The following is a 21,725-nucleotide window of genomic DNA, read 5'->3' as shown; positions in this document are numbered from 1 at the left end:
GTCGATTTGTGACTGACCGCAGCTATCTGGATCACGCTGCCACAACCCGGATGCTTCCCGCAGCTCGGCTGCGATGGCTAGAAGTCAGCGAACTGGTTGGCAACCCTTCTTCCTTGCATGATTCGGGCCGTCGTGTACGTCGAATCGTTGAAGAGGCGCGCGAGAGCATTGCTGCGGACCTGTACACGCGACCAAGCGCTGTGATCTTCACAAGTGGTGGCACCGAGGCCGACAACCTGGCAGTCAAAGGCCTGTTTTGGACCGGCGAATCCGCAGGTAATACCGGCGTCATTGCCTCTGCTATTGAGCATCACGCAGTCCTTGATCCAGTCAATTGGCTTGCCGAGCACGAGGCCGCGCGCGTCGTTTGGGCGCCAGTGGATGGTGTCGGACGAGTGGTACTAGCGCCTATGGAACAGGCGCTTGCAGAAGGCGGCATCGCGGTGTGCACAGTGATGTGGGCGAACAACGAGGTTGGCACTGTGCAGCCGGTGCATGAACTCGCCGACATGTGCAGGTCCTACGGCGTGCCCTTCCACACCGATGCGGTGCAAGTGCTCGGGCAACTGCACATGGATCTCAGCGAACTCGGTGCAACGGCGGTAACGATCAGCGGGCACAAGGTCGGCGGACCCTTTGGTGTGGGTGCGCTGATCCTGGATCCAGATGTCAAGCCGACACCTGTCCTGCATGGCGGTGGCCACGAGCGCGAAATCCGTTCGGGCACCTTGGACGCGGCTGCAATCTCTGCCTTCGCTGTCGCCGTGCACGACAGCGTGATGAATCAAGTGAACTTTGCTGCCCGAGTCCGTGTGCTGCGCAATGATTTGGTGTTGCGGGTGCTCGAGGCAGTTCCTAGCGCTCGCCTCAACGGTGACCCAGATCTACTCGGCAATGATCGGCTGCCTGCCAATGCACACTTCACTTTTGATGGCTGCGAAGGCGATGCCCTGTTGTTGTTGCTCGATGCAGCTGGAGTGGATTGCTCGACTGGTTCAGCCTGCACGGCAGGCATTCCCGAACCCAGCCACGTACTGCTTGCCATGGGTGCCGAGGCGCAGGCTTCCCGTGGTTCACTTCGCTTCAGCCTTGGTCGCGAAACCAACACAAGCGACATTGATCGATTGCTTGCCGCCTTGCCCGGTGCAGTTGAACGCGCAACTCGTGCAGGCGCAGTTCGGAGCCGGGCATGAAAGTCCTGACCGCCATGTCTGGGGGAGTCGACTCCTCTGTAGCAGCAGCGCGGATGGTTGATGCTGGACACGAGGTCACAGGCGTTCATCTTGCGCTTTCGAAATCCGCGAGTGTGCCTGGTTCGAGAGGTTGTTGCACTCTTGATGACGCTCGAGATGCTCGGCGAGTTTCCGATCGTCTGGACATTCCCTTCTATGTATGGGATCTCTCGGAGCAGTTCGCCATCGATGTGATGGAGAACTTTCTCGACGAATACCAACACGGCAATACGCCGAACCCATGCCTTCGATGCAATGAGCGCATCAAGTTTCTTGCACTTCTGGATCGTGCTCTTGCGCTCGACTTCGACGCTGTGGCAACTGGGCACTACGCACTTGTGACTGATGGCCCGCACGGGAAGGAGCTTCATCGCGCGGTCGATCCCGAAAAGGATCAGTCCTACGTTCTTGGAGTGCTGGAAAGCTGGCAGCTCGAACACTCGCTATTCCCGCTGGGGGGGGATTTCAAGGAACAGATTCGCGCCGAGGCCGAGGGGCGCGGATTGCTGACAGCGCGCAAGCCGGACAGCCACGACATCTGCTTCATCCCCGATGGCGACACTGGTGCATTCCTACGCCGCAAATTGGGCGATCAGCCGGGCGAGATTATTGATCTAACATCCGGCGAGGTCGTGGCCGAGCACGAAGGCGCCTTTGGCTTCACGATTGGGCAGCGGCGCGGTCTTGACCTTCGAGTTCCCGCAGCAGACGGCAAACCGAGATATGTCGTCGACATCGATATCCAAACGCGCAAGGTGTTCGTTGGTCCCCCGACTCTGCTTGATATTGACCAGATTTCGGCAGTACGACCCACCTGGACCAACGAATCATTGGGCGGCACGCCGACGGCCTGCACTGCGCAAGTGCGCGCTCATGGCGAGCCGGTGGATGCAATTGCTCAACTCGTTGAAGACGTACTCGTAGTAGATCTGCATCAGACGATTCGTGGTCTGGCTACCGGTCAGGCAGTAGTGCTCTACGACGGAACTCGGGTGATTGGCTCTGCCACAGTGGAGCGAACTCGCCGAGTCGTCATCAGTTGAGTTTTCCCTGGGAGCCGGCGGCGGCGACAGGCATCGGATCGCTTCCCGGCGAGAATTCCCGCGAGGCAGCCCGCATCGTTGCTGGTGAATTACCGGACTTCCTGCACGTCCCCGAGCTTCCCAATCGTGGGCCAGGCGGGGATTGCATCGGCCGTACAGGCGCTTTGCTGCACGCCGTTGGTTCGGACTTCGGGCTTGAGACCACTGCCGATGGCTGGCGCATCACTGACGGCAAGAGTCGACTCATGCGCACAGCGATCTCGTGGGTGGGGGAGGATCTGGATGCCCTAGAGGAGTTTGGACGGGACTACTCCGGACCACTCAAAGCACAGATCGTCGGTCCTTGGACTATGGCCGCTAGCATCGAACTCGCAGGCGGCGAACGCGTGCTCAAGGATGCCGGAGCTTGTCGCGACTTGGCCAGCGCACTGGCTGAAGCCGTCCGCGTTCATGTGGCTGAACTGCAGCACAGATTTCCTGCCGCCACGATCCTCCTGCAAGTCGACGAGCCAGGCTTGAATGCTGTGCTCGACGGAACGATTGGCAGCGTGAGTGGCCTCTCGCGCTTTGACCCAGTCGATCCGCCGCTGGTACAGGATGCCTTGCGTGAAATGCTGACGGCTGTCCCTGAGCTCATCAGTGGCGTTCATTGCTGCGCGGCCCAGCCACCTATTCGCGTCCTGATAAATGCGCAGGCCAAATTCGTCAGCTTCGATCTCACCCTCGCTGGCATCGACGAGGACGCCATCGGCGAAGCCTGGGAGTCCGGAGTCGGCATCTGGGCGGGAAGTGTCAGTCCGCTCGCGAATCTTGACCCGCGCAGAAGCGATGCAGTAGTCAGTGCACCGATGCGCACGCTCGCGCATCATCTCGGCATGGACGATGCTCAGCACATGACAAATGTGGTGATCACGCCGACTTGTGGCTGCGCGGGGGCGCAGTGGTCGCAGGTTCGTGCTGCATACAGTGCATGCGTGCGCGCCGGGCGGGTGTTGAGACAGGAGGAACCCAGTGGCTGAGGTTCCAGATGCTGCGCGCGCAAGCTGGCTTGCGCTCGTGGAGCAGATCGAAGCAGCACGCAATGCCTATTACCTGCACGATGACCCCTCCATTGATGACGCGGAGTACGACCGGCTGTTCGCAGAACTGGTCGAGCTCGAGACACAGTGGCCGATTCTGCAAGGGCAGGACTCTCCGACCACGGAAGTGGGAGGAGCAGCCAGCGCTCTTTTCTCGCCAGTTGAGCATCTCCAGCGCATGTACTCCCTGGACAACGTCTTTGATGATGCAGAACTTCAGACCTGGCTCACTCGCCTGGAGAAATCTGCTGAGACGTTCCCCGCGCTCTTGTGTGAATTGAAGATCGACGGACTCGCGATCGACGCCGTGTACGAGCGGGGTCAGCTCAAGAGCCTTGCCACCCGTGGCGACGGGCGTGTAGGGGAGGACGTCACCTTCAATGCTCATTTTGTGCCGGCCATTCCCCAGACGCTGACTGCGCAGCCGGGAGTCGAGATGCCGGCGCTCATCGAGGTGCGTGGCGAGGTGTTCTTGACCGTCGCGGCTTTCGATTCTCTGAACTCCGAACTGCTCGACCAGGGGCTGGCGCCTCTTGCCAACCCGCGCAATGCGGCTGCGGGCAGCCTGCGGCAGCGAGTGGACAAGCGGCAGGACGAGCTCGAAGAGGCGCGGCGCAAGGCCAAGACTGAGCGTCAGTTGGCGCGGGTGAATCGGCTGCAGGCTGAAGTGGACCATGCGACCAATCGACTGGCCCGACTCGACCTGACTCTGCACGGTGTCGGCGTGGTCGATGGCTTGGCTATCACCCGCCAGAGCCACGCATATGAGCTGCTCTCGGCACTGGGATTGCCGACCAGCGATCGCATCGCCATCCATGCGGATATGGCCGGAGTGATGGAGTACGTGCACTTCTACGGCGAACACCGGCATGACGTCGCGCACGAAATTGACGGCATTGTCATCAAAGTGGATGACTTCCTGATGCAGCGCGCCCTTGGTGAAACATCCCGAGCACCCCGATGGGCGATCGCCTACAAATACCCACCTGAAGTTGTGCGCACGCGATTGCTCGACATCCAAGTCAATGTCGGGCGCACAGGTCGCGTCACTCCGTTCGCAGTGATGGAACCAGTGAAGGTGGCTGGCTCGACAGTTGCGATGGCCACCTTGCACAACGGCTTCGAGGTTGCCCGCAAGGGCGTGCTCATTGGCGACATGGTGTTTCTACGCAAGGCCGGCGATGTCATACCGGAAGTACTCGGACCGGTCATTGAACTCAGGACGGGTCAAGAGCGTGAGTTTCATATGCCTACGCACTGCCCTGAATGCGGCAGCGAACTCGCACCTGAGAAAGAGGGCGACAAGGATCTGCGCTGCCCCAACTCGCGGTCGTGTCCGGCGCAATTGCGCGAACGCCTGATTCACATAGCCTCGCGCGGAGCCTTGGACATTGAAGGCTTAGGTGCAAAAGCCTCTGCGGCAATGCTTGACTGCGGCATCGTCAGCGACATCGGAGATGTCTTTCTGCTCAACGGCGAGCATTTGGCCACTTGCGAGTTCTTCGTCAAGGCCGCGGATGCCGGTGACGGAGCAGTCCAACTCAGCGAGAACGCGAAGATCATCCTCGATCAACTGCACGTTGCCCGCAGTCGACCTTTGTGGCGAATGCTTGTCGCGCTGTCCATTCGCCATGTTGGGCCATCTGCTGCTCAGGCACTCGCGGATGAGTTTGGCTCGATCGATGCCATTGCAGAGTCCTCACCAGAGGATCTGTCGGCCGTCGAAGGTGTTGGGGGAGTGATTGCCGAAGCGGTGGCGGAATGGTTTGCAGTCGATTGGCATCGCGAAATCATCGACAAGTGGCGTGAAGGCGGCATGCAACTCGCGCATGAGCGCAAGGTGAAGGCCGAAGGCGCGCTCACGGGAGTCAGCGTCGTGATCACCGGATCAATTGACGGCTTCACCCGAGATTCGGCTGGGCAAGCTGTCGTTGCTGCCGGCGGCAAAGTGCTGAGTTCGGTCTCTAAGAAGACCGATGTACTTGTCGCCGGCGAGAATGCCGGATCCAAGCTCGACAAGGCAGAAGCCTTGGGTGTTCCTGTGGTCAGCCCAGAGCGTTTCGCGGTGCTGCTTGCCGACGGCTTGGCAGCCGCGCTTCGTTCATAAGGTGTGGTTCATAGAATGGCGGTATGTCTATCAGCAGGGCCGATGTCGCACATTTGGGCAAACTCGCCAGACTTGAGCTCACTGAAGCCGAACTCGATCACTACGCGGGGCAGCTCGATGTGATCCTGCAATCGGTGGCCCGTATCTCGGAGGTCACGGCCGATCACATCCCGCCCATGTCGCACCCCATCCCGATGGTCAATGTCTTCCGCGATGACGTCGTGAAGCCGAGCCTGAGTCGCGATGAAGCGCTCTCCGGGGCGCCTTCAGCACAGGACGATCGCTTTCGCGTGCCCAGAATTCTGGACGAGGAATAGCAGTGAGTGATCTCATCCGGCAGTCCGCTGCCACCTTGGCTGCTGCGATCGCAAGTAGAGAGACGTCTGCAGTTGAGGTGACTCAAGTGCACTTGGATCGAATCGCTGCGGTTGATGACAAGGTGCACGCCTTCCTTCACCTGACTGGTGATTCGGCGCTTGCGCAAGCCAAGAGCATTGATGCGCGTATTGCCAGCGGCGAGCAACTGGGACCCCTGGCCGGTGTTCCCCTTGCGTTGAAGGATGTGCTCGCGATGAAGGGCGAGCCGACTACGGCGGGGTCTCGGATCCTTGAGGGCTGGCGTCCTCCGTATGACTCAACAGTGGTGCAGCGCCTTCGTGCGGCCGACATTGTGATCCTTGGCAAGACGAACATGGACGAGTTCGCGATGGGCTCCTCTACTGAGCACTCGGCCTATGGCCCCACACACAACCCATGGGATCTTGACCGGATCCCCGGCGGGTCGGGTGGTGGTTCCGCAGCAGCGCTTGCCGCCTTCGAGGCCCCGCTGGCTATTGGCACCGACACCGGTGGCTCCATTCGCCAGCCGGCATCGGTCACCGGAACAGTTGGCGTCAAACCCACCTACGGCGGAGTTTCGCGCTACGGCCAGATTGCGCTGGCCTCCTCCCTTGATCAGCCTGGCCCGTGCGCGCGCTCTGTTCTGGACACCGCCTTGTTGCATGCAGTCATCGCTGGCCACGATCCAATGGATTCCACTTCCATCAATGCGCCAGTGCCTGATGTTGTTGGTGCAGCTCAACGAGGTGACGTTCGCGGAATGCGCATCGGCGTGGTCAAGGAGTTGGGTGGCGACGGCTATCAGGCGGGAGTCGCGCAGCGATACACCGAGGCGCTGAACCTTCTTCAAGATCTGGGTGCGGAGATAGTCGAAGTGTCATGCCCGCATATGGAATATGCGCTCGGGGCCTATTACTTGATTCTGCCATCGGAGGCCTCGAGCAATCTGGCTCGTTTTGATGGCATGCGTTACGGCTTGCGCGCTGGCGACGACGGCTCGAACTCCGTTGAACAGGTCATGGCGATCACTCGCGAGGCCGGATTTGGACCGGAGGTGAAGCGACGCATCATTCTGGGCACCTACGCTCTTTCCAGCGGCTACTACGACGCGTACTACGCCCAGGCGCAACGAGTGCGAACGCTGATTACCCGCGACTTCAACGCGGCCTTCGAAAAAGTCGATGTACTCGCGTCGCCGACTGCGCCCACCACAGCATTCAAGCTGGGGGAGAAGTTGAACGATCCCATTGCGATGTATCTGAACGATGTCGCCACGATCCCAGTCAACCTCGCAGGCATCTGTGCAATGTCGCTGCCTGTTGGCCTTGCTCCCGAGGACGGGCTACCGGTTGGCTTTCAGTTCATGGCCCCGGCCATGGCCGACGATCGGCTCTACCTCGCGGGTGGGGCTCTTGAAGCCGCGCTCGTCGACAAATGGGGTCATCTGCTGATTGAGGAGGCTCCATCACTATGAGTTCAGCAACCGATGTCTATCTGCCATATGACGAGGCCATCAGCCGCTATGAGCCAATCATCGGCATTGAAACTCACGTCGAGCTCGGCACCAACTCAAAGATGTGGTGTGGCTGTTCGACTGCGTTTGGGGCCGAGGCCAATACCCATGTATGTCCTGTGTGCCTTGGTCTTCCCGGCTCGATGCCTGTTGTCAATCGGCAGGCGATTGAGTCGACCATTCGCATTGGCCTGGCCCTGAACTGTACGATCGCAGATTGGTGTCGCTTCGCGCGCAAGAACTACTTCTACCCGGACATGCCCAAGGACTATCAGATCAGCCAGTACGACGAGCCCTTGTGCTTTGACGGCTATCTAGACGTCACGGTCGCAACCGACGATGGCCCGCAGGTGGTGCGCGTCGAAATCGAGCGAGTTCATATGGAAGAAGACACCGGCAAGCTCTCGCACACAGGTGGAGCAACAGGTCGCATCCATGGCGCTGACTACTCGCTCGTTGACTACAACCGCGCCGGCATCCCGCTTATTGAGATTGTCACCAAGACCGTCATCGGCACCGGCAAGTTGGCACCCGAGGTTGCTCGCGCTTACGTCACTGAACTGCGCGATGTGATGCGCGCGCTTGAGGTTTCCGATGTCCGCATGGAAGAGGGCTCGATGCGTTGTGATGTGAACCTCTCGCTGAACAAGCCTGGCGACGGCTGGGGAACCCGAAGTGAGACCAAGAACGTGAACTCCCTGCGTTCGGTCGAGCGTGCAGTGCGAAGCGAGATTGAGCGGCAGGCCTCGGTCCTGGATTCAGGCGGTCGAGTCATTCAAGAGACTCGACATTTCAACGAGGACACCGGTCGATCAACCAGCGGACGCTCAAAGGAGCAAGCCGAGGATTACCGGTACTTCCCAGAGCCAGATCTTCTGCCAATGGCTCCAAGTCGTGACTGGGTTGAAGAGTTGCGCGCCGGTTTGCCTGAAATGCCCTCGGTGAAGCGAGCGCGGCTGATGATCGAATGGCAGATCAGTGAATTCGAGTTGCAGACCCTTGCCAACTCAGGTGCCATCGAACGCGTAGAAGCAACCATCGCTATTGGCGTTGATTCCAGCGCGGCGCGCAAGTGGTGGACCGGCGAGCTGCTGCGGGTTGCCAATGAGCAGGGACTCGAACTCGATCAGTTGAACGTCACACCTCAGGACATCCAGCAGGTCGAGGTGCTTATCGCCAGTGGCGCACTGAACGACAAGCTCGCCAGGCAGGTATTCGAAGGCCTGATAGGCGGCGAAGGCACGGTCGATGCCATCGTGCAAAGCCGCGGGCTCGCAGTCGTCAGTGACGACGGAGCGCTGCTCGCAGCAATCGACGAGGCGCTAGCTGGCCAGCCCGACGTTGCGGAAAAAATCAAAAGTGGCAAGGTGCAAGCAGCTGGTGCCATTGTGGGCGCCGTCATGAAGGCCACCCGCGGTCAGGCCGATGCGGCGAAGGTCCGATCGCTTCTCCTCGAAAGGCTCGGCGTAAGCGAATAGTGGCTATTCGATTAGGCCTCGGCTGACGCGGCGTAGTCTTGGTTCAGATAGCCCAACAGTTCTGTGAGGTCTGCCATGCCTATGTATCGCTCCCGCACGTCAACGCACGGTCGCAATATGGCCGGTGCGCGGGCACTTTGGCGTGCCACTGGCATGAAGGATGGCGACTTCGGCAAGCCGATCATTGCGGTGGTCAACTCCTTCACTCAGTTTGTTCCTGGGCACGTCCACCTCAAGGATCTGGGTCAGCTCGTGGCTCGCGAGATCGAAGCCGCTGGCGGCATCGCCAAGGAGTTCAACACCATTGCGATCGATGACGGCATCGCGATGGGACACGCAGGCATGCTCTATTCGCTCCCGAGTCGCGATCTCATTGCTGATTCGGTCGAATACATGGTCAATGCACATACCGCAGACGCAATGGTCTGCATTTCGAACTGCGACAAGATCACGCCCGGCATGCTCCTTGCGGCCATGCGTCTGAATGTGCCGGTGGTGTTTGTCTCAGGTGGACCCATGGAGGCTGGCAAGGTCACCTGGCATGGTCTGACTCGCAAAGTCGATCTCATCGACGCGATGGTCGAAGCTGGTGATGAGAAGAACTCCGATGAGGAAGTCGACGCGATGGAGCGGTCGGCCTGTCCGACATGTGGGTCGTGCTCTGGCATGTTCACCGCAAACTCGATGAACTGCCTCACTGAAGCGCTCGGGCTTTCGCTACCGGGCAATGGCTCGGTGCTGGCGACGCATGCCGATCGCAAGGAACTCTTCTTGCGTGCCGGTCGTTTGATCGTGGAGATCACCAAGCGCTACTACGAGCAGGACGACGAGACCCTGCTGCCGCGTTCGATTGCCAGTTTCGAGGCATTCGAGAATGCGATTGCACTTGACATCGCCATGGGCGGATCGACGAATACTGTACTGCATCTATTGGCCGCTGCGAGCGAAGCAGGTGTTCCCTTCACGATGAAGGACATCGATCGGATGTCACACAAGGTGCCCAACCTTTCCAAGATTGCTCCCGCTTCGCAGCTCGTTCATATGGAAGACGTCCATCGCGCAGGGGGAGTGATGGCGATTCTCGGTGAGCTCGACCGCGCTGGAGTGCTGCACACCGATCTTCCGACTGTGCACGAGCCGACGATGGCCATGGCTCTGGCCAAGTGGGATATCGCGCAGACGAAGGATGAATCGGTACTTGAGTTCTACCGCGCTGCACCCGGCGGCATACCGACGCAGACTGCGTTTTCCCAGGATCGGCGCTACGACTCGCTGGATCTGGATCGGTCAGAGGGTGTCATCCGCGATCGCGAGCATGCCTTCTCGCAGGATGGCGGACTCGCTGTGCTGCACGGCAACATCGCACCTGACGGTTGCATCGTAAAGACAGCGGGAGTGGAGAAGGAGTTGCTGACCTTCGCGGGCCCAGCGCGGATCTTCCACAGTCAAGATGATGCTGTTGAGGCAATCCTGAACAAGCAGATAGTGGCTGGCGATGCTGTCGTGATTCGCTACGAAGGTCCGCGCGGCGGTCCAGGCATGCAGGAAATGCTGTACCCAACCTCTTTCCTGAAGTCCCGGGGTCTGGGCAAACTCTGTGCGCTCATCACCGATGGTCGCTTCTCCGGTGGCACCTCAGGCCTGTCCATCGGGCACGTTTCGCCAGAAGCAGCTTCAGGTGGCGCGATCGCATTGATCGAGGAGGGGGATCGGATCGTCATCGACATTCCCAACCGCACCATCAATGTTGATATCGAAGATCAGCAAATGGCTGCACGACGTGCGGCGATGGAGGCCAAGGGCAAGCAGGGTTTCAAGCCAATCGGCAGAGATCGCACAGTGTCGCCCGCGCTTCAGGCATATGCCGCGATGGTGACCTCAGCTGACACAGGTGCTGTCCGCGATGTGAGCCTGCTCGGTTAGTTCAGGCCAGCGCCAAGAAGAGCTTCTCCAGGTCGGCTTGAGCCTTCGCTACGTCGCCGCCCGCTTGAATGCACTGCTTGAGTTCGGTGGCGATAATCTTGAAGCCGACTCGCTCGAGTGCCTTTGACACAGCGGCGATCTGCGTGACGACATCGGAGCAGGAACGGCCCTCCTCCATCATGTTGATGACTCCGTTGATTTGTCCGCGCGCACGCTTGAGGCGATTCATCACGTCTTTGCGCAATTCGTTGTCAATTTCCATGGCATCACTATAAATCCATACCCATAGGGGTATGAAGCACAACAGCCAGCATGGCGGGGCAAGTCAAAACAGTCTCTGTCGTGAGAACTGAAATCACACTCGACGCTGAGGCTGGTCAGCGTCACCGGTTTCATCTGCACGTACATCGACTCTCTGGCGGAGTAACTGCCATCACCTAGTCGACGTGTAGGGAACGTAACTGTTCGTCAGGCGCGCGTGGTCACGTGGACTTGTTTGTCCGCAGTCCCAGAATTCGGTAGAGAGGGCAGAAGCCCACAGCGGCCGTGATGAGCAAGATCGCCGCAACGACGAACAAGATGATGCCGAGCACGCTGCTGGCGCCGATAAGCAGCGCCACGACCACCGCAACTGCAGCCAGTACAACACGGATGATGCGATCGACGTTGCTTTGGTTGGTACGCATGGTGGTTCCTTTCGATTGCGCGAGTCAGCCGGAACAGATGAGGCTCGAGTAGCACAACTGTTCGAAACATGGGAGAAGTTTCGAGACTGACTGAACTGTTTCAGCATACCCCAATGGGTATACTGAAACAGGGTGAGCATGCCGACGGTTCAAAAGAACTTGTCGCTTGTCTGAACAGTGTGTGCGAGCCTGATTCTCAACAGTGAGGAATACACGATGACGTACTCAATGAGCCGAACCTTCGATCGAGATTTTGATCTGGTCAGGGCTCAGGTCGGTGCTGCCTTGGCTGTTCAAGGCTTCGGCGTGATCACAGAAATCGACATGCAGGCCACCTTGAAGACCAAGTTGGGCGCTGAGTTCGATCGCTATCTGATTCTGGGCGCATGCAATCCGGCCATGGCCTTGCGCGCCCTGCAGGCCGAACCGGAGATCGGGCTCTTGCTGCCGTGCAATGTCGTGGTGCGAGCGACCCCCAGTGGGACGGTTGTCGATTTCATCGATCCGAGCATCATGAGTGAGCTTGCCACGAATTCGCAGATGCAGGCCATTGCTGCAGAAGTCTCAGAGAAGCTCTCAATCGCGCTGGACAGTATCGAGTCGTGAAGTTCTGCGAGCCACGAGATCGACTAATGCCGACGTGCCCTTATGTCCGTGCCCCTCGTCAATCTCCTGGTCGTAATCGCGCAACACGATGAGGTCCAGATCGGCAAAGGACTCCCGCAGCAATTCTGTGTCGTACAACTGCTCCAGTGCAGATGGCCCTCCCGTCCCAAAGCCAAGTTGGCGCTGGTGGTAGCCCTCCATCAGCAAGACTCCCTCGTTCTTGACTGCGGCGCTGATTTCGGCGAACAGCTTGTCCCGCTGGGTTGGAATGGCGAATTGAATGAAGATCGCAACAACGGCGTCGTACTGCTCGATAGGCCAAGTCCAGTTCAGCACGTCCACCTGTTCGAAGAAGATGGATCCTGGTTCAATCGACGTGAATCCCGTTGCGATAGACACGCCTCGTGAAACGGCCAGTGACTTGGCCTTGTCCATGGCAACTGGCGAAGCTTCGATTGCGTGCACGCCATATCCCTGCTGGGCAAGCCAAACGCCGTTGCGGCCTTCGCCGTCTGCGACAGCCAACACCAAGCCGGTAGGCGTGATGTGGTGGGACTCGCGTACGAGGAATGCATTCGGGTCGGTGCCAAACAGGTAGCCGTCCTTGGCAAAGCGCGCATCCCAAGAACCTTCTGCGTGTTGACTCACGTGCCCTGCCTTGGTGTCGACGGTCAGCGGTTGAATTGCTATAAGCATACCCCGGGGGGTATGCTTATAGCAATAGCACCAATGCTCCCACGACCGAAATGGAACCTCATGTGTCGACAAGCGACCTGCCAAAACTGCGGCAAGACCTCATGGGCTGGCTGTGGCCAGCATGTGGATCAGGTGATGCGGGGAGTGCCGAAGGCGCAACGATGCACGTGTACGGCAGCTCAGAAGGCTGCCGCCAAGAAGCAGGGCGGGTTCTTGTCCCGCCTGTTTGGGGGCTGAGATGAGGCAGGTCGTGATCATTGGCGGCGTTGCCGGCGGGATGTCTGCGGCGACGCGCCTTCGCAGGCTGGATCCGACTGCGTCCATCATCGTGATCGAGCGCAGCGGCTACGTCTCCTATGCGAACTGTGGTCTGCCGTACTTCGTCGGTGGTGTCATCGCCGATCGAGGAGATCTGCTGCTGCAGACGCCCGAGAGTCTGCATGCCCGGTTCCGCCTTGACGTGCGAGTGCTGACTGAGGTCGCGGGCATCGACCGAACTGCGAAATCAGTCAAGGTCAGAAATCTGGTTGATGGCATTTCCTATGAGTTGCCATATGACTACTTGATCATGAGCCCAGGGGCGCAGGCAATCGTGCCAAATCTGCCTGGCATTGAGCGTGCACTGACCTTGCGCACAATCGAAGACGTCACGCGACTGACCCAAGCTGTCACCAGCCACCCGAAGAACGCGGTAGTGATTGGCGGTGGATTCATTGGAGTGGAGACGGCAGAGAACTTGGTGCATCGGGGGATTCCCACCACGCTCGTTGAGGCACTGGATCAAGTGCTTGCACCACTCGACCCCGAGATGGCAATGCCTGTTGCTGAAGAGTTGATTGCACACGGGATCACTTTGCGCCTTGGCTCAGTTTTGTCATCCATTGATGAGCAAGGGGTCGTACTGGCAGATCAGTCTCGGATTAATGCTGATCTAGTGATCCTGGCAATCGGCGTTCGTCCCGACACGGCTCTGGCCCATGCGGCAGGCCTTGAGGTCGGGCCCAGGGGAGGGATCGTCGTCGATGCCTTCAATCGCACAAGTGATCTGTCGATCTATGCCGTTGGTGACGCGGTCGAGAAGACCGACGCCCTTGATGGTGAGGCCGTTCTTGTGCCGCTTGCGAACATTGCCAATCGCCAGGGCCGGATGGTGGCCGATCACATCATGGGGCGCCCGGTTCGCGAGGTGCCCACGATCGGCACGGCGATCGTGAAGGTGTTCGATCTGGCGGTGGCCACGACGGGTTGGAGTGAGAAGCGCCTGCGTGCCCAAGGCCGGCCTTGTGTCGTGCTGCATTCCCATCCGGGTTCCCATGCTGGCTATTACCCAGGTTCGGAATCGATGATGCTGAAGATGGTCGTGGATCCAGCGACTGGCCAGATTCTTGGCGCTCAGGGAGTAGGGCGTGCGGGTGTTGACAAGCGCATCGATGTGCTCGCCACCGCAATGCGCGCAGGCATCACTGCACCTGAGTTAGCCGATTTGGAACTTGCCTATGCGCCGCCGTTTGGTTCGGCGAAGGATCCGGTCAACATGCTGGGCTACATGGCCGACAATGTTTTGAGTGGCCTCACTCAGACCTTGCAGTGGAATGAACTGGCAGCGCATATGGACCGAGGAGCTGTGCTGGTTGATGTCCGGACCCCTGAGGAATTTCAGGAGGGGCATATTCCGGAGGCGATCAACATTCCCGTTGATGACTTGAGGGGTCGATGTGATCAGTTGCCCAAGCAGGACGTCATCGTTTACTGCAAGGTGGGGCAGCGGGGCCATACGGCTGCCAACCTGCTGCGTGAATGTGGTGTCACGGCGGTGAACCTTGACGGCGGCTATGAAACCTGGAGCCATTCACCAGCTGCACGCAACTAGCACCTCAGATTTTCTGAATCAGCCCCTCGCTTCCCCTGCAAAACTGGCACGATGCACATCGCCGCTGACTCGCGGACTACTGCCCAAGACTCCAGAACGAGGTTCGGTGAAAGCCAAGGCGCGCGCAAAGCTCGAGAAGAACCGGGCCAGTAACTCGGAAACGTTCCAAGACCCGATTCGGCTGTATGGCCGACCCATCTGGTTCGACGTCTGGTTCATCGTGGGACTCATGCTCACCGTGCCAGACGTTCTGGTCGGGGTGCTTGTCCTGTTGAAGGCCGACTTCGATTGGAGCCTTGCAAACGCAACGATTAGTGGCGTCTTCTTCAGTGGCTATCTCAGTCTGGCCGCGGAAATCCTCGTCAAGTTCGCGCTCGGCTCGCTGCTCCCCGTGTTCATTCGAAGGTCAACTCGTCGAGGCAAGTTGAAAGTCATGCCAGCACGTCTGGAGCCGGGCTTCTACGCAGACCCCATTCGCAAGAACAGTCAGCGGTACTGGGACGGATCGAAGTGGACTGCCGAGCTGCGTGCTCCTTACAAGCGAGAACCGGGGCGCATGCTCTTCCTCTGCGGAGTGTTCTTCCTGCTCAGCCTGCTAATCGGGCTTGGCTTTGCAGTGAAGACCCTGAATGCAGTGAAAGTGGAGCACTCCTATGAGGCCAGTTCAACTCTGGCCGCTCAGTTCTCTGGCAGCAATCTGGCCGGCCAAACTCCTGAATCTGTCCTTGGCACTGCTCCAGGCTTCGCTCAGGCGAGTGTCGATTTGACCACCGCTGTTGCTGGCTATCCCAAGAAAGAAGGGGAGGCCACTGAAATCAAGGGGATTGATCTGGTCCTCTATGAGTCCTATGCCACGGACTTTGCCACCCTTGCTGATCAGGTGAACGCTGTGGCCGCCAAGATCCAGGCTTGCCCCACGGCGGACGGTGCCTGCGCGAGCGCCGCGCTGAAGTCCGCCACCGCCAGCATCACGCAGGCAGTGCAGCAGCTTCCAGTCGTGCAAACGCGTGAGCAGGCGGCCAAGCAGTAGCCCAAGGCAGGCGTGGTGCTCGTCACTCCAGAAATAGGGTGACATAACGGGTGGCATAGGAGTAAAGTTCGGCCTTGTGTCAACTGCTCTCGTAGTTACTAGGCGCGCAGGCTGAGTTTTAGCTGGCGCGCTCCCTCCGCTTCCCGAAAGGGTCGGAGGGTTTCTTATTGAGTGGGGCAGTGTGATGCACCGGATAAGACCCAAGAGAAGAAGGAAGTAATGAGCGAGCAGGTCACGGGAGCGCAGAGTCTCGTGCTGTCCCTAGAGGCGGCCGGGGTCACCGACGTCTTCGGGATTCCAGGTGGGGCAATTCTTCCCCTGTACGACCCACTCATGGATTCTCGGCAGATTCGACACATCCTCGTTCGCCATGAGCAGGGCGCCGGACACGCAGCCGAGGGCTACGCGGCAGCCTCGGGTCGAGTGGGCGTGTGTATGGCAACCAGTGGCCCGGGTGCCACCAATCTGGTGACACCGATCGCTGATGCCCACATGGATTCAGTGCCGATGGTCGCTGTCACTGGTCAGGTGGCGAGCGCTTCGATTGGTACCGATGCCTTCCAGGAGGCGGACATCCGCGGCATCACCATGCCGATCACCAAGCACAATTTCTTGGTCACCAATCCCGATGACATTCCGCAGGCCATCGCTGAGGCCTTCCACCTCGCATCCACTGGCCGCCCGGGTCCGGTGCTCGTTGACGTCTCCAAGGACGCCATGCAGGCCATGACCTCCTTTGACTGGCCGCCAACCATGGACCTCCCTGGCTATCACCCGGTGACACGTCCACATGCAAAGCAGGTGCGTGAGGCTGCCCGCTTGATGGTCGAAGCACGTCAACCAGTGCTCTATGTCGGCGGTGGCGTCATTCGCGCCAACGCATCTGCTGCGCTGTTGCGCTTGGCCGAACTCACTGGCATTCCCGTGGTCACCACCTTGATGGCACGCGGCGCGTTCCCTGACAATCACGCGCTGCAATTGGGCATGCCTGGCATGCACGGCACGGTCGCGGCAGTTGGGGCCTTGCAGAAAGCCGATCTGCTGGTGACCTTGGGTGCGCGATTCGATGATCGCGTTACGGGAAAGCTCTCGAGCTTTGCTCCCAATGCCACAGTCATTCATGCAGACATCGACCCGGCCGAGATTGGCAAGAATCGTTTCGCTGAAGTCCCAATCGTCGGCGACCTGCTCGAAATCATCCCCGAACTCATCGTGGCGATTGAGGCCGAATATGCCGCGGGGCGTCACGGTGATTATGAGGGCTGGTGGAGTCAGCTCAGTTACATGCGCGCGACCTATCCCTTGGGCTACGACCTGTCAGAAGAAGGTCTGTCCCCGCAGTACGTCATCGAGCGACTCGGCGTCATTTCTGGCGAGAACACGATCTACACGGCAGGCGTGGGCCAGCACCAGATGTGGGCTGCGCAGTTCATCAAGTACAACCAACCGCGCACCTGGATCAATTCAGGTGGGCTCGGAACGATGGGCTTTGCTGTGCCAGCGGCCATGGGAGCCAAGGTGGCGATGCCGGACAGGACGGTGTGGGCTGTCGATGGAGACGGCTGCTTCCAGATGACAAATCAGGAACTTGTCACCTGCACGATCAACGAGATCCCGATCAAGGTTGCCTTGATCAACAACAGCAGCCTCGGGATGGTTCGTCAATGGCAGACTCTGTTCTACAACGAGCGCTACTCCAACACTGATCTGCATTCGCATCGCTTGCCTGACTTCGTCAAGTTGGCTGATGCCTACGGCTGCCATGGCTTGCGTTGTGAGAATCCCGATGAAGTTGATGCCACGATCGAGAAGGCAATGAGCCTTAACGATGCCCCTGTGGTCATTGATTTTGTAGTGCACAAGGACGCAATGGTGTGGCCGATGGTCGCTGCAGGAACGAGCAATGACGAGATCCTGGTCGCGCGCTCTATGGCTCCAGAATGGGGGTCGGACGAATAATGAGTCGACACACTCTCTCAGTCCTCGTTGAGAACAAACCCGGCGTGCTTGCGCGCGTCTCGAGTTTGTTCTCTCGACGCGGCTTCAACATTGAATCTCTTGCCGTTGGCCCAACGGAGGTGCCCGATGTCTCGCGCATGACCATCGTCGTGAACGTTGAGAGCCTGCCTCTCGAGCAGGTCACCAAGCAGCTGAACAAACTGATCAATGTGCTGAAGATCGTCGAACTCGATCAGGGTGCTGCAGTGGCGCGCGAAATCATGCTCGTCAAGGTGCGGGCAGATATCGATTCTCGTAGCAAGGTGATTGAAGTCGTGCAGCTGTTCAAGGCGAAGGTTGTTGACGTGGCGCCCGAGGCCTTGACGATCGAGATCACTGGCAACCCGGAAAAGCTCGCTGACTTCTTGAAAGTCATGGAGCCGTTCGGCATCAAAGAATTGGTGAAGTCGGGCATGGTTGCTGTTGGCCGTGGTTCGCGCTCCATCTCTGATCGATCCACTCGGCCTGCGGACAAGTCAGGCGAACGCACGGCGTAACCTGTTGGGCGCAACATTGCAATTCCTACGCACATGTGCAAGTCCCATATTGAATAAGGAGAACCTCCGGTGGCAGCTGAACTGTTTTATGACGACGACGCCGATCTGTCGATCATTCAGAATCGCGTAGTCGCAGTCCTTGGCTTTGGCAGCCAGGGTCACGCCCACGCCATGTCCCTTCGCGATTCAGGCGTCGACGTTCGCGTTGGCCTGGCTGAAGGTTCCAAGAGCCGTGCAAAGGCCGAAGAGGCTGGCTTGCGTGTTGTTGATCCTGCAACGGCTTGCGCCGAAGCCGACCTGATCATGGTGCTTGTGCCAGACCCTGTTCAGTCTGCGCTGTATGCCACGGCCATTGAGCCAAACTTGCAGCCCGGTGATGCGCTGTTCTTTGCACACGGCTTCAACATCCGTTATGGATTCATCACCCCGCCAACCACGGTCGATGTCGCCATGGTCGCTCCCAAGGGTCCAGGACACCTCGTGCGTCGTGAGTACGTCGCAGGTCGAGGCGTGCCAGCGATCGTTGCAGTCGAGCAGGATGCAACCGGCAATGCCTGGGCACTCGCACTGAGTTACGCCAAGGCCATTGGCGCTCTTCGCGCCGGTGGCATCAAGACCACCTTCACTGAAGAGACTGAGACCGACCTCTTCGGCGAGCAGTCGGTGCTCTGCGGTGGCGCATCGCAGTTGGTGATGTATGGCTTCGAGGTCTTGACTGAAGCTGGCTACCAGCCTGAGGTCGCCTACTTCGAGTGTCTCCATGAGCTCAAGCTCATCGTCGATCTCATGTACGAAGGCGGCATTGCAAAGCAGCGTTGGAGCGTCTCGGACACTGCGGAATACGGCGACTATGTATCCGGGCCGCGCGTCATCGATCCTCATGTCAAGGAAAACATGAAGGCGGTTCTGGCGGACATCCAAAATGGCAACTTCGCCAATCGCTTCATGGCCGATCAGCTTGCTGGCGGGCCTGAGTTCAAGGAACTGCGTGCCAAGGGCGAGGCACACCCGATTGAGGCAATTGGCCGCGAACTCCGTGGGCTGATGAGTTGGGTTGACACCCGCGGTGACGACTACGTCGAGGGCACTGCTGCCCGCTGACACCAAGCATCGCTGAGGCGGCCGGACCCCGATGGGTTCGGCCGCCTCTTCTTTGTCCACAGGCACGGCATTGCGAGATGCGCGAATTGCCTTGGCTTCGCATACTCGTGCGATGGCCGCTCTCGCTCCACTGCTCGTCGCGTGGGTGGCTGTTGGAGCTGTTCTGTCAGTCATCGATATTCGGGAACATCGCTTGCCCAATCGCATCGTGATGCCGATGTATGCGGTTGTTGCCTTCGGCCTTGGTCTGGCTGGGTTTCTTGGCGGCCAATGGCATGTTGTTCGTTCCCTGGAAAGTTCCGGACTCTGGCTGGCAGTGATAGGGATGGTGTGGCTGGTGAGTTCAGGTCGAGCCATGGGCTTTGGCGACGTGAAGTTGGCGCCTTTGCTCGGCGCGACCTTGGGTTGGCTGAACTGGGATGCCGCGATCCTGGGCCTGATGACATGTTGGCTGCTCGGCGGCGTTTGGTCTTTGGTCCTACTCGTCACTGGCCGGGTACGTCTGGGCTCGTCCATAGCATTTGGGCCCTTCATGTTCCTTGGCCTTGGCTGCGGTTTGCTCTTGGGCTCAGGCTTCGGTATGGCCGCCTCTGGGCTGTGAATTCTGAGGGATTGGGCAGTTGAGGGCAGGCAGGTGAGGCCAGCAGCCCTCGCTAGACTCTCCCGGTGACTAAGCCCCGCGTACTCATCGCTGAAGAACTTTCCCCGGCCACAGTTGAGGCCCTGGGCCCAGACTTCGAGATCGTGGAGTGTGACGGCGCCGACCGGGTAGCCCTGCTCGCGGCCATCACGGATGTCGATGCAATTCTCGTTCGCTCGGCGACCATGATCGATGCTGAAGCTCTGGCAGTTGCCAAGAAGCTGAAAGTTGTCGCGCGCGCCGGGGTTGGGCTGGACAACGTCGATGTGAAGGCCGCAACTCAGGCCGGTGTCATGGTGGTCAATGCCCCAACCTCAAATATCGTCAGTGCAGCAGAGCTTGCAGTGGCGCTGCTGCTGGCCAGCGCACGCAACATCGTTCCTGCCAATGCGGCCCTGAGTCGCGGAGAGTGGAAGCGCTCGAAGTACACAGGTGTTGAGTTGGCTGACAAGGTGGTTGGCGTGGTTGGCCTAGGCCGCATCGGCATGCTGGTCGCGCAGCGCCTCAGTGCATTCGGAGTGAAGCTGATTGCCTATGACCCCTACGTTCAGCCGGCCCGGGCTGCTCAACTTGGCATTCGCATGGTGACTCTTGACGATCTGCTGGCAGAAAGTGACTTCATCACTGTCCACCTGCCCAAGACTCCGGAGACTGTCGGCCTCATTGGTGATGCTGAACTGCACAAGGTGAAGCCGACGGTGCGCATCATCAATGCAGCGCGCGGCGGCATCGTTGACGAGCAGGCTCTGTACGAGGCTTTGGTTGACGGTCGAGTGGCCGGGGCTGGCGTCGATGTGTACAACAAGGAGCCGTGCACTGATTCACCGCTCTTCACCCTTGAATCAGTTGTCGCGACTCCGCACCTTGGCGCTTCCACCGATGAGGCTCAAGAGAAAGCCGGCATTTCTGTGGCCCGCTCAGTACGCCTGGCGCTGGCCGGCGAACTTGTTCCTGATGCCGTCAATGTTCAGGGCGGTCAGATGGCCGAAGCCGTCAAGCCATTGGTGATGCTCGCCGAGCAGCTCGGACTCATTGCGTGCAGTCTTGCCGAGGATGCAGTCGAGAGAGTGGATGTTGAGGTGCGTGGCGAGGTCATCGAGCATGACGTGCGGGTGCTTGAGCTGAGCGCCCTCAAAGGTGTCTTTCAAAACCTTGTCCATGACCCGGTTTCATTTGTGAATGCACCAGTACTTGCAGAGCAGCGGGGGGTTGAGGTGGCGTTGACCACTGACGAGGACAGTGGCGATCATCGCTCCTTGGTGCGCGTGCGATTGACCCTGACCAATGGCACGAACGTAGTGGTGGCTGGCACCTCATCCGGACCACGAAACCTCGGCAAGCTCGTTGAACTTGATGGCTATGACATCGATGTGCAGATCAGCGACTACCTGGCATTCCTGCGCTACCACGATAAGCCGGGTGTAGTCGGCGTCGTAGGACGTGTGTTTGGTGAGGCTGGCATCAACATTGCCAACATGCAGGTCTCGCGCAACGACTCAGGCCATGCGCTCATTGCGCTCACAGTTGATCAGAAGATTCCTGCAGATGCACTTGCAACCATCGTCGCTGAGATCGGTGCGCATTCAGGGCATGCGGTGAGCTTGGCTTAACAATCTCAGCAAACAGAACAAGGCCGGAGCATCGCTCCGGCCTTGTTCTGTTTGGCATTGCTATTCGCTGCGTACCGCCCGATTGACCGCGCTGATGATCGCCTTCAGTGACGAAGTTGTGATCGACGAATCGATACCCACGCCCCAAATCACCTTATTGTCGATGGCGCACTCGAGGTATGCCGCTGCCTTGGCGTCACCGCCTGAACTCATGGCGTGCTCTGCGTAATCCAAGACCCGCACCTCGACTCCGTGCGAAGCCAAGGCATCGCAGAAA

The 21,725-nt window shown here is 59.1% G+C and carries 20 protein-coding genes; 16 read left to right on the top strand and 4 right to left on the bottom strand.

The features are described from left to right. The first annotated feature begins 8 nt into the window (after positions 1-8). The 8 genes from Q7L55_07845 to ilvD all read left to right on the top strand — a co-directional run bounded on the left by Q7L55_07845 (position 9) and on the right by ilvD (position 10,714). Positions 9-1,193: a cysteine desulfurase family protein gene (locus Q7L55_07845; protein MDO8732467.1), complete on the top strand. Its 1,185-nt coding sequence runs from the start codon at positions 9-11 to the stop codon at positions 1,191-1,193. Continuing rightward, complete coding sequence (mnmA, locus tag Q7L55_07840; GenBank protein MDO8732466.1) at positions 1,190-2,275, top strand: tRNA 2-thiouridine(34) synthase MnmA; 1,086 nt, start codon at positions 1,190-1,192, stop codon at positions 2,273-2,275. The genes Q7L55_07845 and mnmA overlap by 4 nt, the downstream gene beginning before the upstream one ends. After that, positions 2,272-3,294 (top strand): methionine synthase, encoded by a 1,023-nt coding sequence (locus Q7L55_07835; protein MDO8732465.1) that lies wholly within the window; start codon positions 2,272-2,274, stop codon positions 3,292-3,294. Before mnmA ends, Q7L55_07835 begins: the two co-directional genes overlap by 4 nt. Beyond that, a complete protein-coding gene (gene ligA / locus Q7L55_07830) occupies positions 3,287-5,461 on the top strand; it encodes an NAD-dependent DNA ligase LigA (protein MDO8732464.1) in 2,175 nt (724 codons plus the stop codon). The genes Q7L55_07835 and ligA overlap by 8 nt, the downstream gene beginning before the upstream one ends. Positions 5,462-5,484: 23 nt before the next feature. Continuing rightward, on the top strand, positions 5,485-5,778 hold the full coding sequence (gene gatC, locus Q7L55_07825) for an Asp-tRNA(Asn)/Glu-tRNA(Gln) amidotransferase subunit GatC (protein MDO8732463.1): 294 nt from the start codon (positions 5,485-5,487) through the stop codon (positions 5,776-5,778). A gap of 2 nt (positions 5,779-5,780) precedes the next feature. Then, on the top strand, positions 5,781-7,274 hold the full coding sequence (gene gatA, locus Q7L55_07820; protein ID MDO8732462.1) for an Asp-tRNA(Asn)/Glu-tRNA(Gln) amidotransferase subunit GatA: 1,494 nt from the start codon (positions 5,781-5,783) through the stop codon (positions 7,272-7,274). Then, the gene (gene gatB / locus Q7L55_07815; GenBank protein ID MDO8732461.1) at positions 7,271-8,791 is read left to right on the top strand and encodes an Asp-tRNA(Asn)/Glu-tRNA(Gln) amidotransferase subunit GatB; all 1,521 of its coding nucleotides are present in this window, start codon (positions 7,271-7,273) and stop codon (positions 8,789-8,791) included. The genes gatA and gatB overlap by 4 nt, the downstream gene beginning before the upstream one ends. A gap of 75 nt (positions 8,792-8,866) precedes the next feature. After that, complete coding sequence (ilvD, locus tag Q7L55_07810) at positions 8,867-10,714, top strand: dihydroxy-acid dehydratase (GenBank protein MDO8732460.1); 1,848 nt, start codon at positions 8,867-8,869, stop codon at positions 10,712-10,714. 1 nt (position 10,715) lies between these two features. Here the strand turns inward: ilvD and Q7L55_07805 are convergent, their stop codons facing one another. Beyond that, entirely contained in the window at positions 10,716-10,976 is a 261-nt protein-coding gene (locus tag Q7L55_07805) for a metal-sensitive transcriptional regulator (protein MDO8732459.1), read from the bottom strand. A 220-nt stretch (positions 10,977-11,196) separates the two neighbouring features. Next, positions 11,197-11,400, bottom strand: a complete 204-nt coding sequence (locus Q7L55_07800) for a DUF2892 domain-containing protein (protein ID MDO8732458.1) — start codon at positions 11,398-11,400, stop codon at positions 11,197-11,199. Positions 11,401-11,616: 216 nt separating this feature from the next. Between Q7L55_07800 and Q7L55_07795 the strand changes: the two genes are divergently transcribed. Beyond that, positions 11,617-12,006 carry a DUF302 domain-containing protein gene (locus Q7L55_07795; protein ID MDO8732457.1) on the top strand — a complete coding sequence of 130 codons (390 nt, stop codon included), beginning with the start codon at positions 11,617-11,619 and terminating at the stop codon, positions 12,004-12,006. Here Q7L55_07795 and Q7L55_07790 read toward each other — a convergent pair. After that, positions 11,977-12,654: a class I SAM-dependent methyltransferase gene (locus Q7L55_07790; GenBank protein ID MDO8732456.1), complete on the bottom strand. Its 678-nt coding sequence runs from the start codon at positions 12,652-12,654 to the stop codon at positions 11,977-11,979. The genes Q7L55_07795 and Q7L55_07790 overlap by 30 nt on opposite strands. Before the next feature lie 286 nt (positions 12,655-12,940). On the opposite strand from Q7L55_07790, the gene Q7L55_07785 reads away from it, so the two are divergent. The 7 genes from Q7L55_07785 to serA all read left to right on the top strand — a co-directional run bounded on the left by Q7L55_07785 (position 12,941) and on the right by serA (position 21,448). After that, positions 12,941-14,572, top strand: a complete 1,632-nt coding sequence (locus Q7L55_07785; protein ID MDO8732455.1) for an FAD-dependent oxidoreductase — start codon at positions 12,941-12,943, stop codon at positions 14,570-14,572. A gap of 106 nt (positions 14,573-14,678) precedes the next feature. After that, entirely contained in the window at positions 14,679-15,602 is a 924-nt protein-coding gene (locus Q7L55_07780; protein ID MDO8732454.1) for a DUF2510 domain-containing protein, read from the top strand. 171 nt (positions 15,603-15,773) lie between these two features. Further along, positions 15,774-17,561, top strand: coding sequence for an acetolactate synthase large subunit (locus Q7L55_07775; protein MDO8732453.1), 1,788 nt, complete (start codon positions 15,774-15,776; stop codon positions 17,559-17,561). Next, positions 17,561-18,097 carry an acetolactate synthase small subunit gene (gene ilvN, locus Q7L55_07770; protein ID MDO8732452.1) on the top strand — a complete coding sequence of 179 codons (537 nt, stop codon included), beginning with the start codon at positions 17,561-17,563 and terminating at the stop codon, positions 18,095-18,097. The genes Q7L55_07775 and ilvN overlap by 1 nt, the downstream gene beginning before the upstream one ends. 69 nt (positions 18,098-18,166) lie before the next feature. Further along, complete coding sequence (gene ilvC / locus Q7L55_07765) at positions 18,167-19,198, top strand: ketol-acid reductoisomerase (protein ID MDO8732451.1); 1,032 nt, start codon at positions 18,167-18,169, stop codon at positions 19,196-19,198. 112 nt (positions 19,199-19,310) lie between these two features. After that, entirely contained in the window at positions 19,311-19,799 is a 489-nt protein-coding gene (locus Q7L55_07760) for a prepilin peptidase (protein MDO8732450.1), read from the top strand. A 65-nt stretch (positions 19,800-19,864) separates the two neighbouring features. Further along, entirely contained in the window at positions 19,865-21,448 is a 1,584-nt protein-coding gene (gene serA, locus Q7L55_07755) for a phosphoglycerate dehydrogenase (protein MDO8732449.1), read from the top strand. Positions 21,449-21,508: 60 nt separating this feature from the next. Here the strand turns inward: serA and Q7L55_07750 are convergent. Then, positions 21,509-21,725, bottom strand: a 217-nt coding sequence (locus tag Q7L55_07750; protein ID MDO8732448.1) for an alpha-isopropylmalate synthase regulatory domain-containing protein, incomplete at its 5' end; no start/stop codon positions are given.

The organism is Actinomycetota bacterium (assembly GCA_030650795.1).
GTDB lineage: Bacteria > Actinomycetota > Actinomycetes > S36-B12 > S36-B12 > UBA11398.
This window is presented reverse-complemented; position numbering and strand designations above follow the sequence as displayed.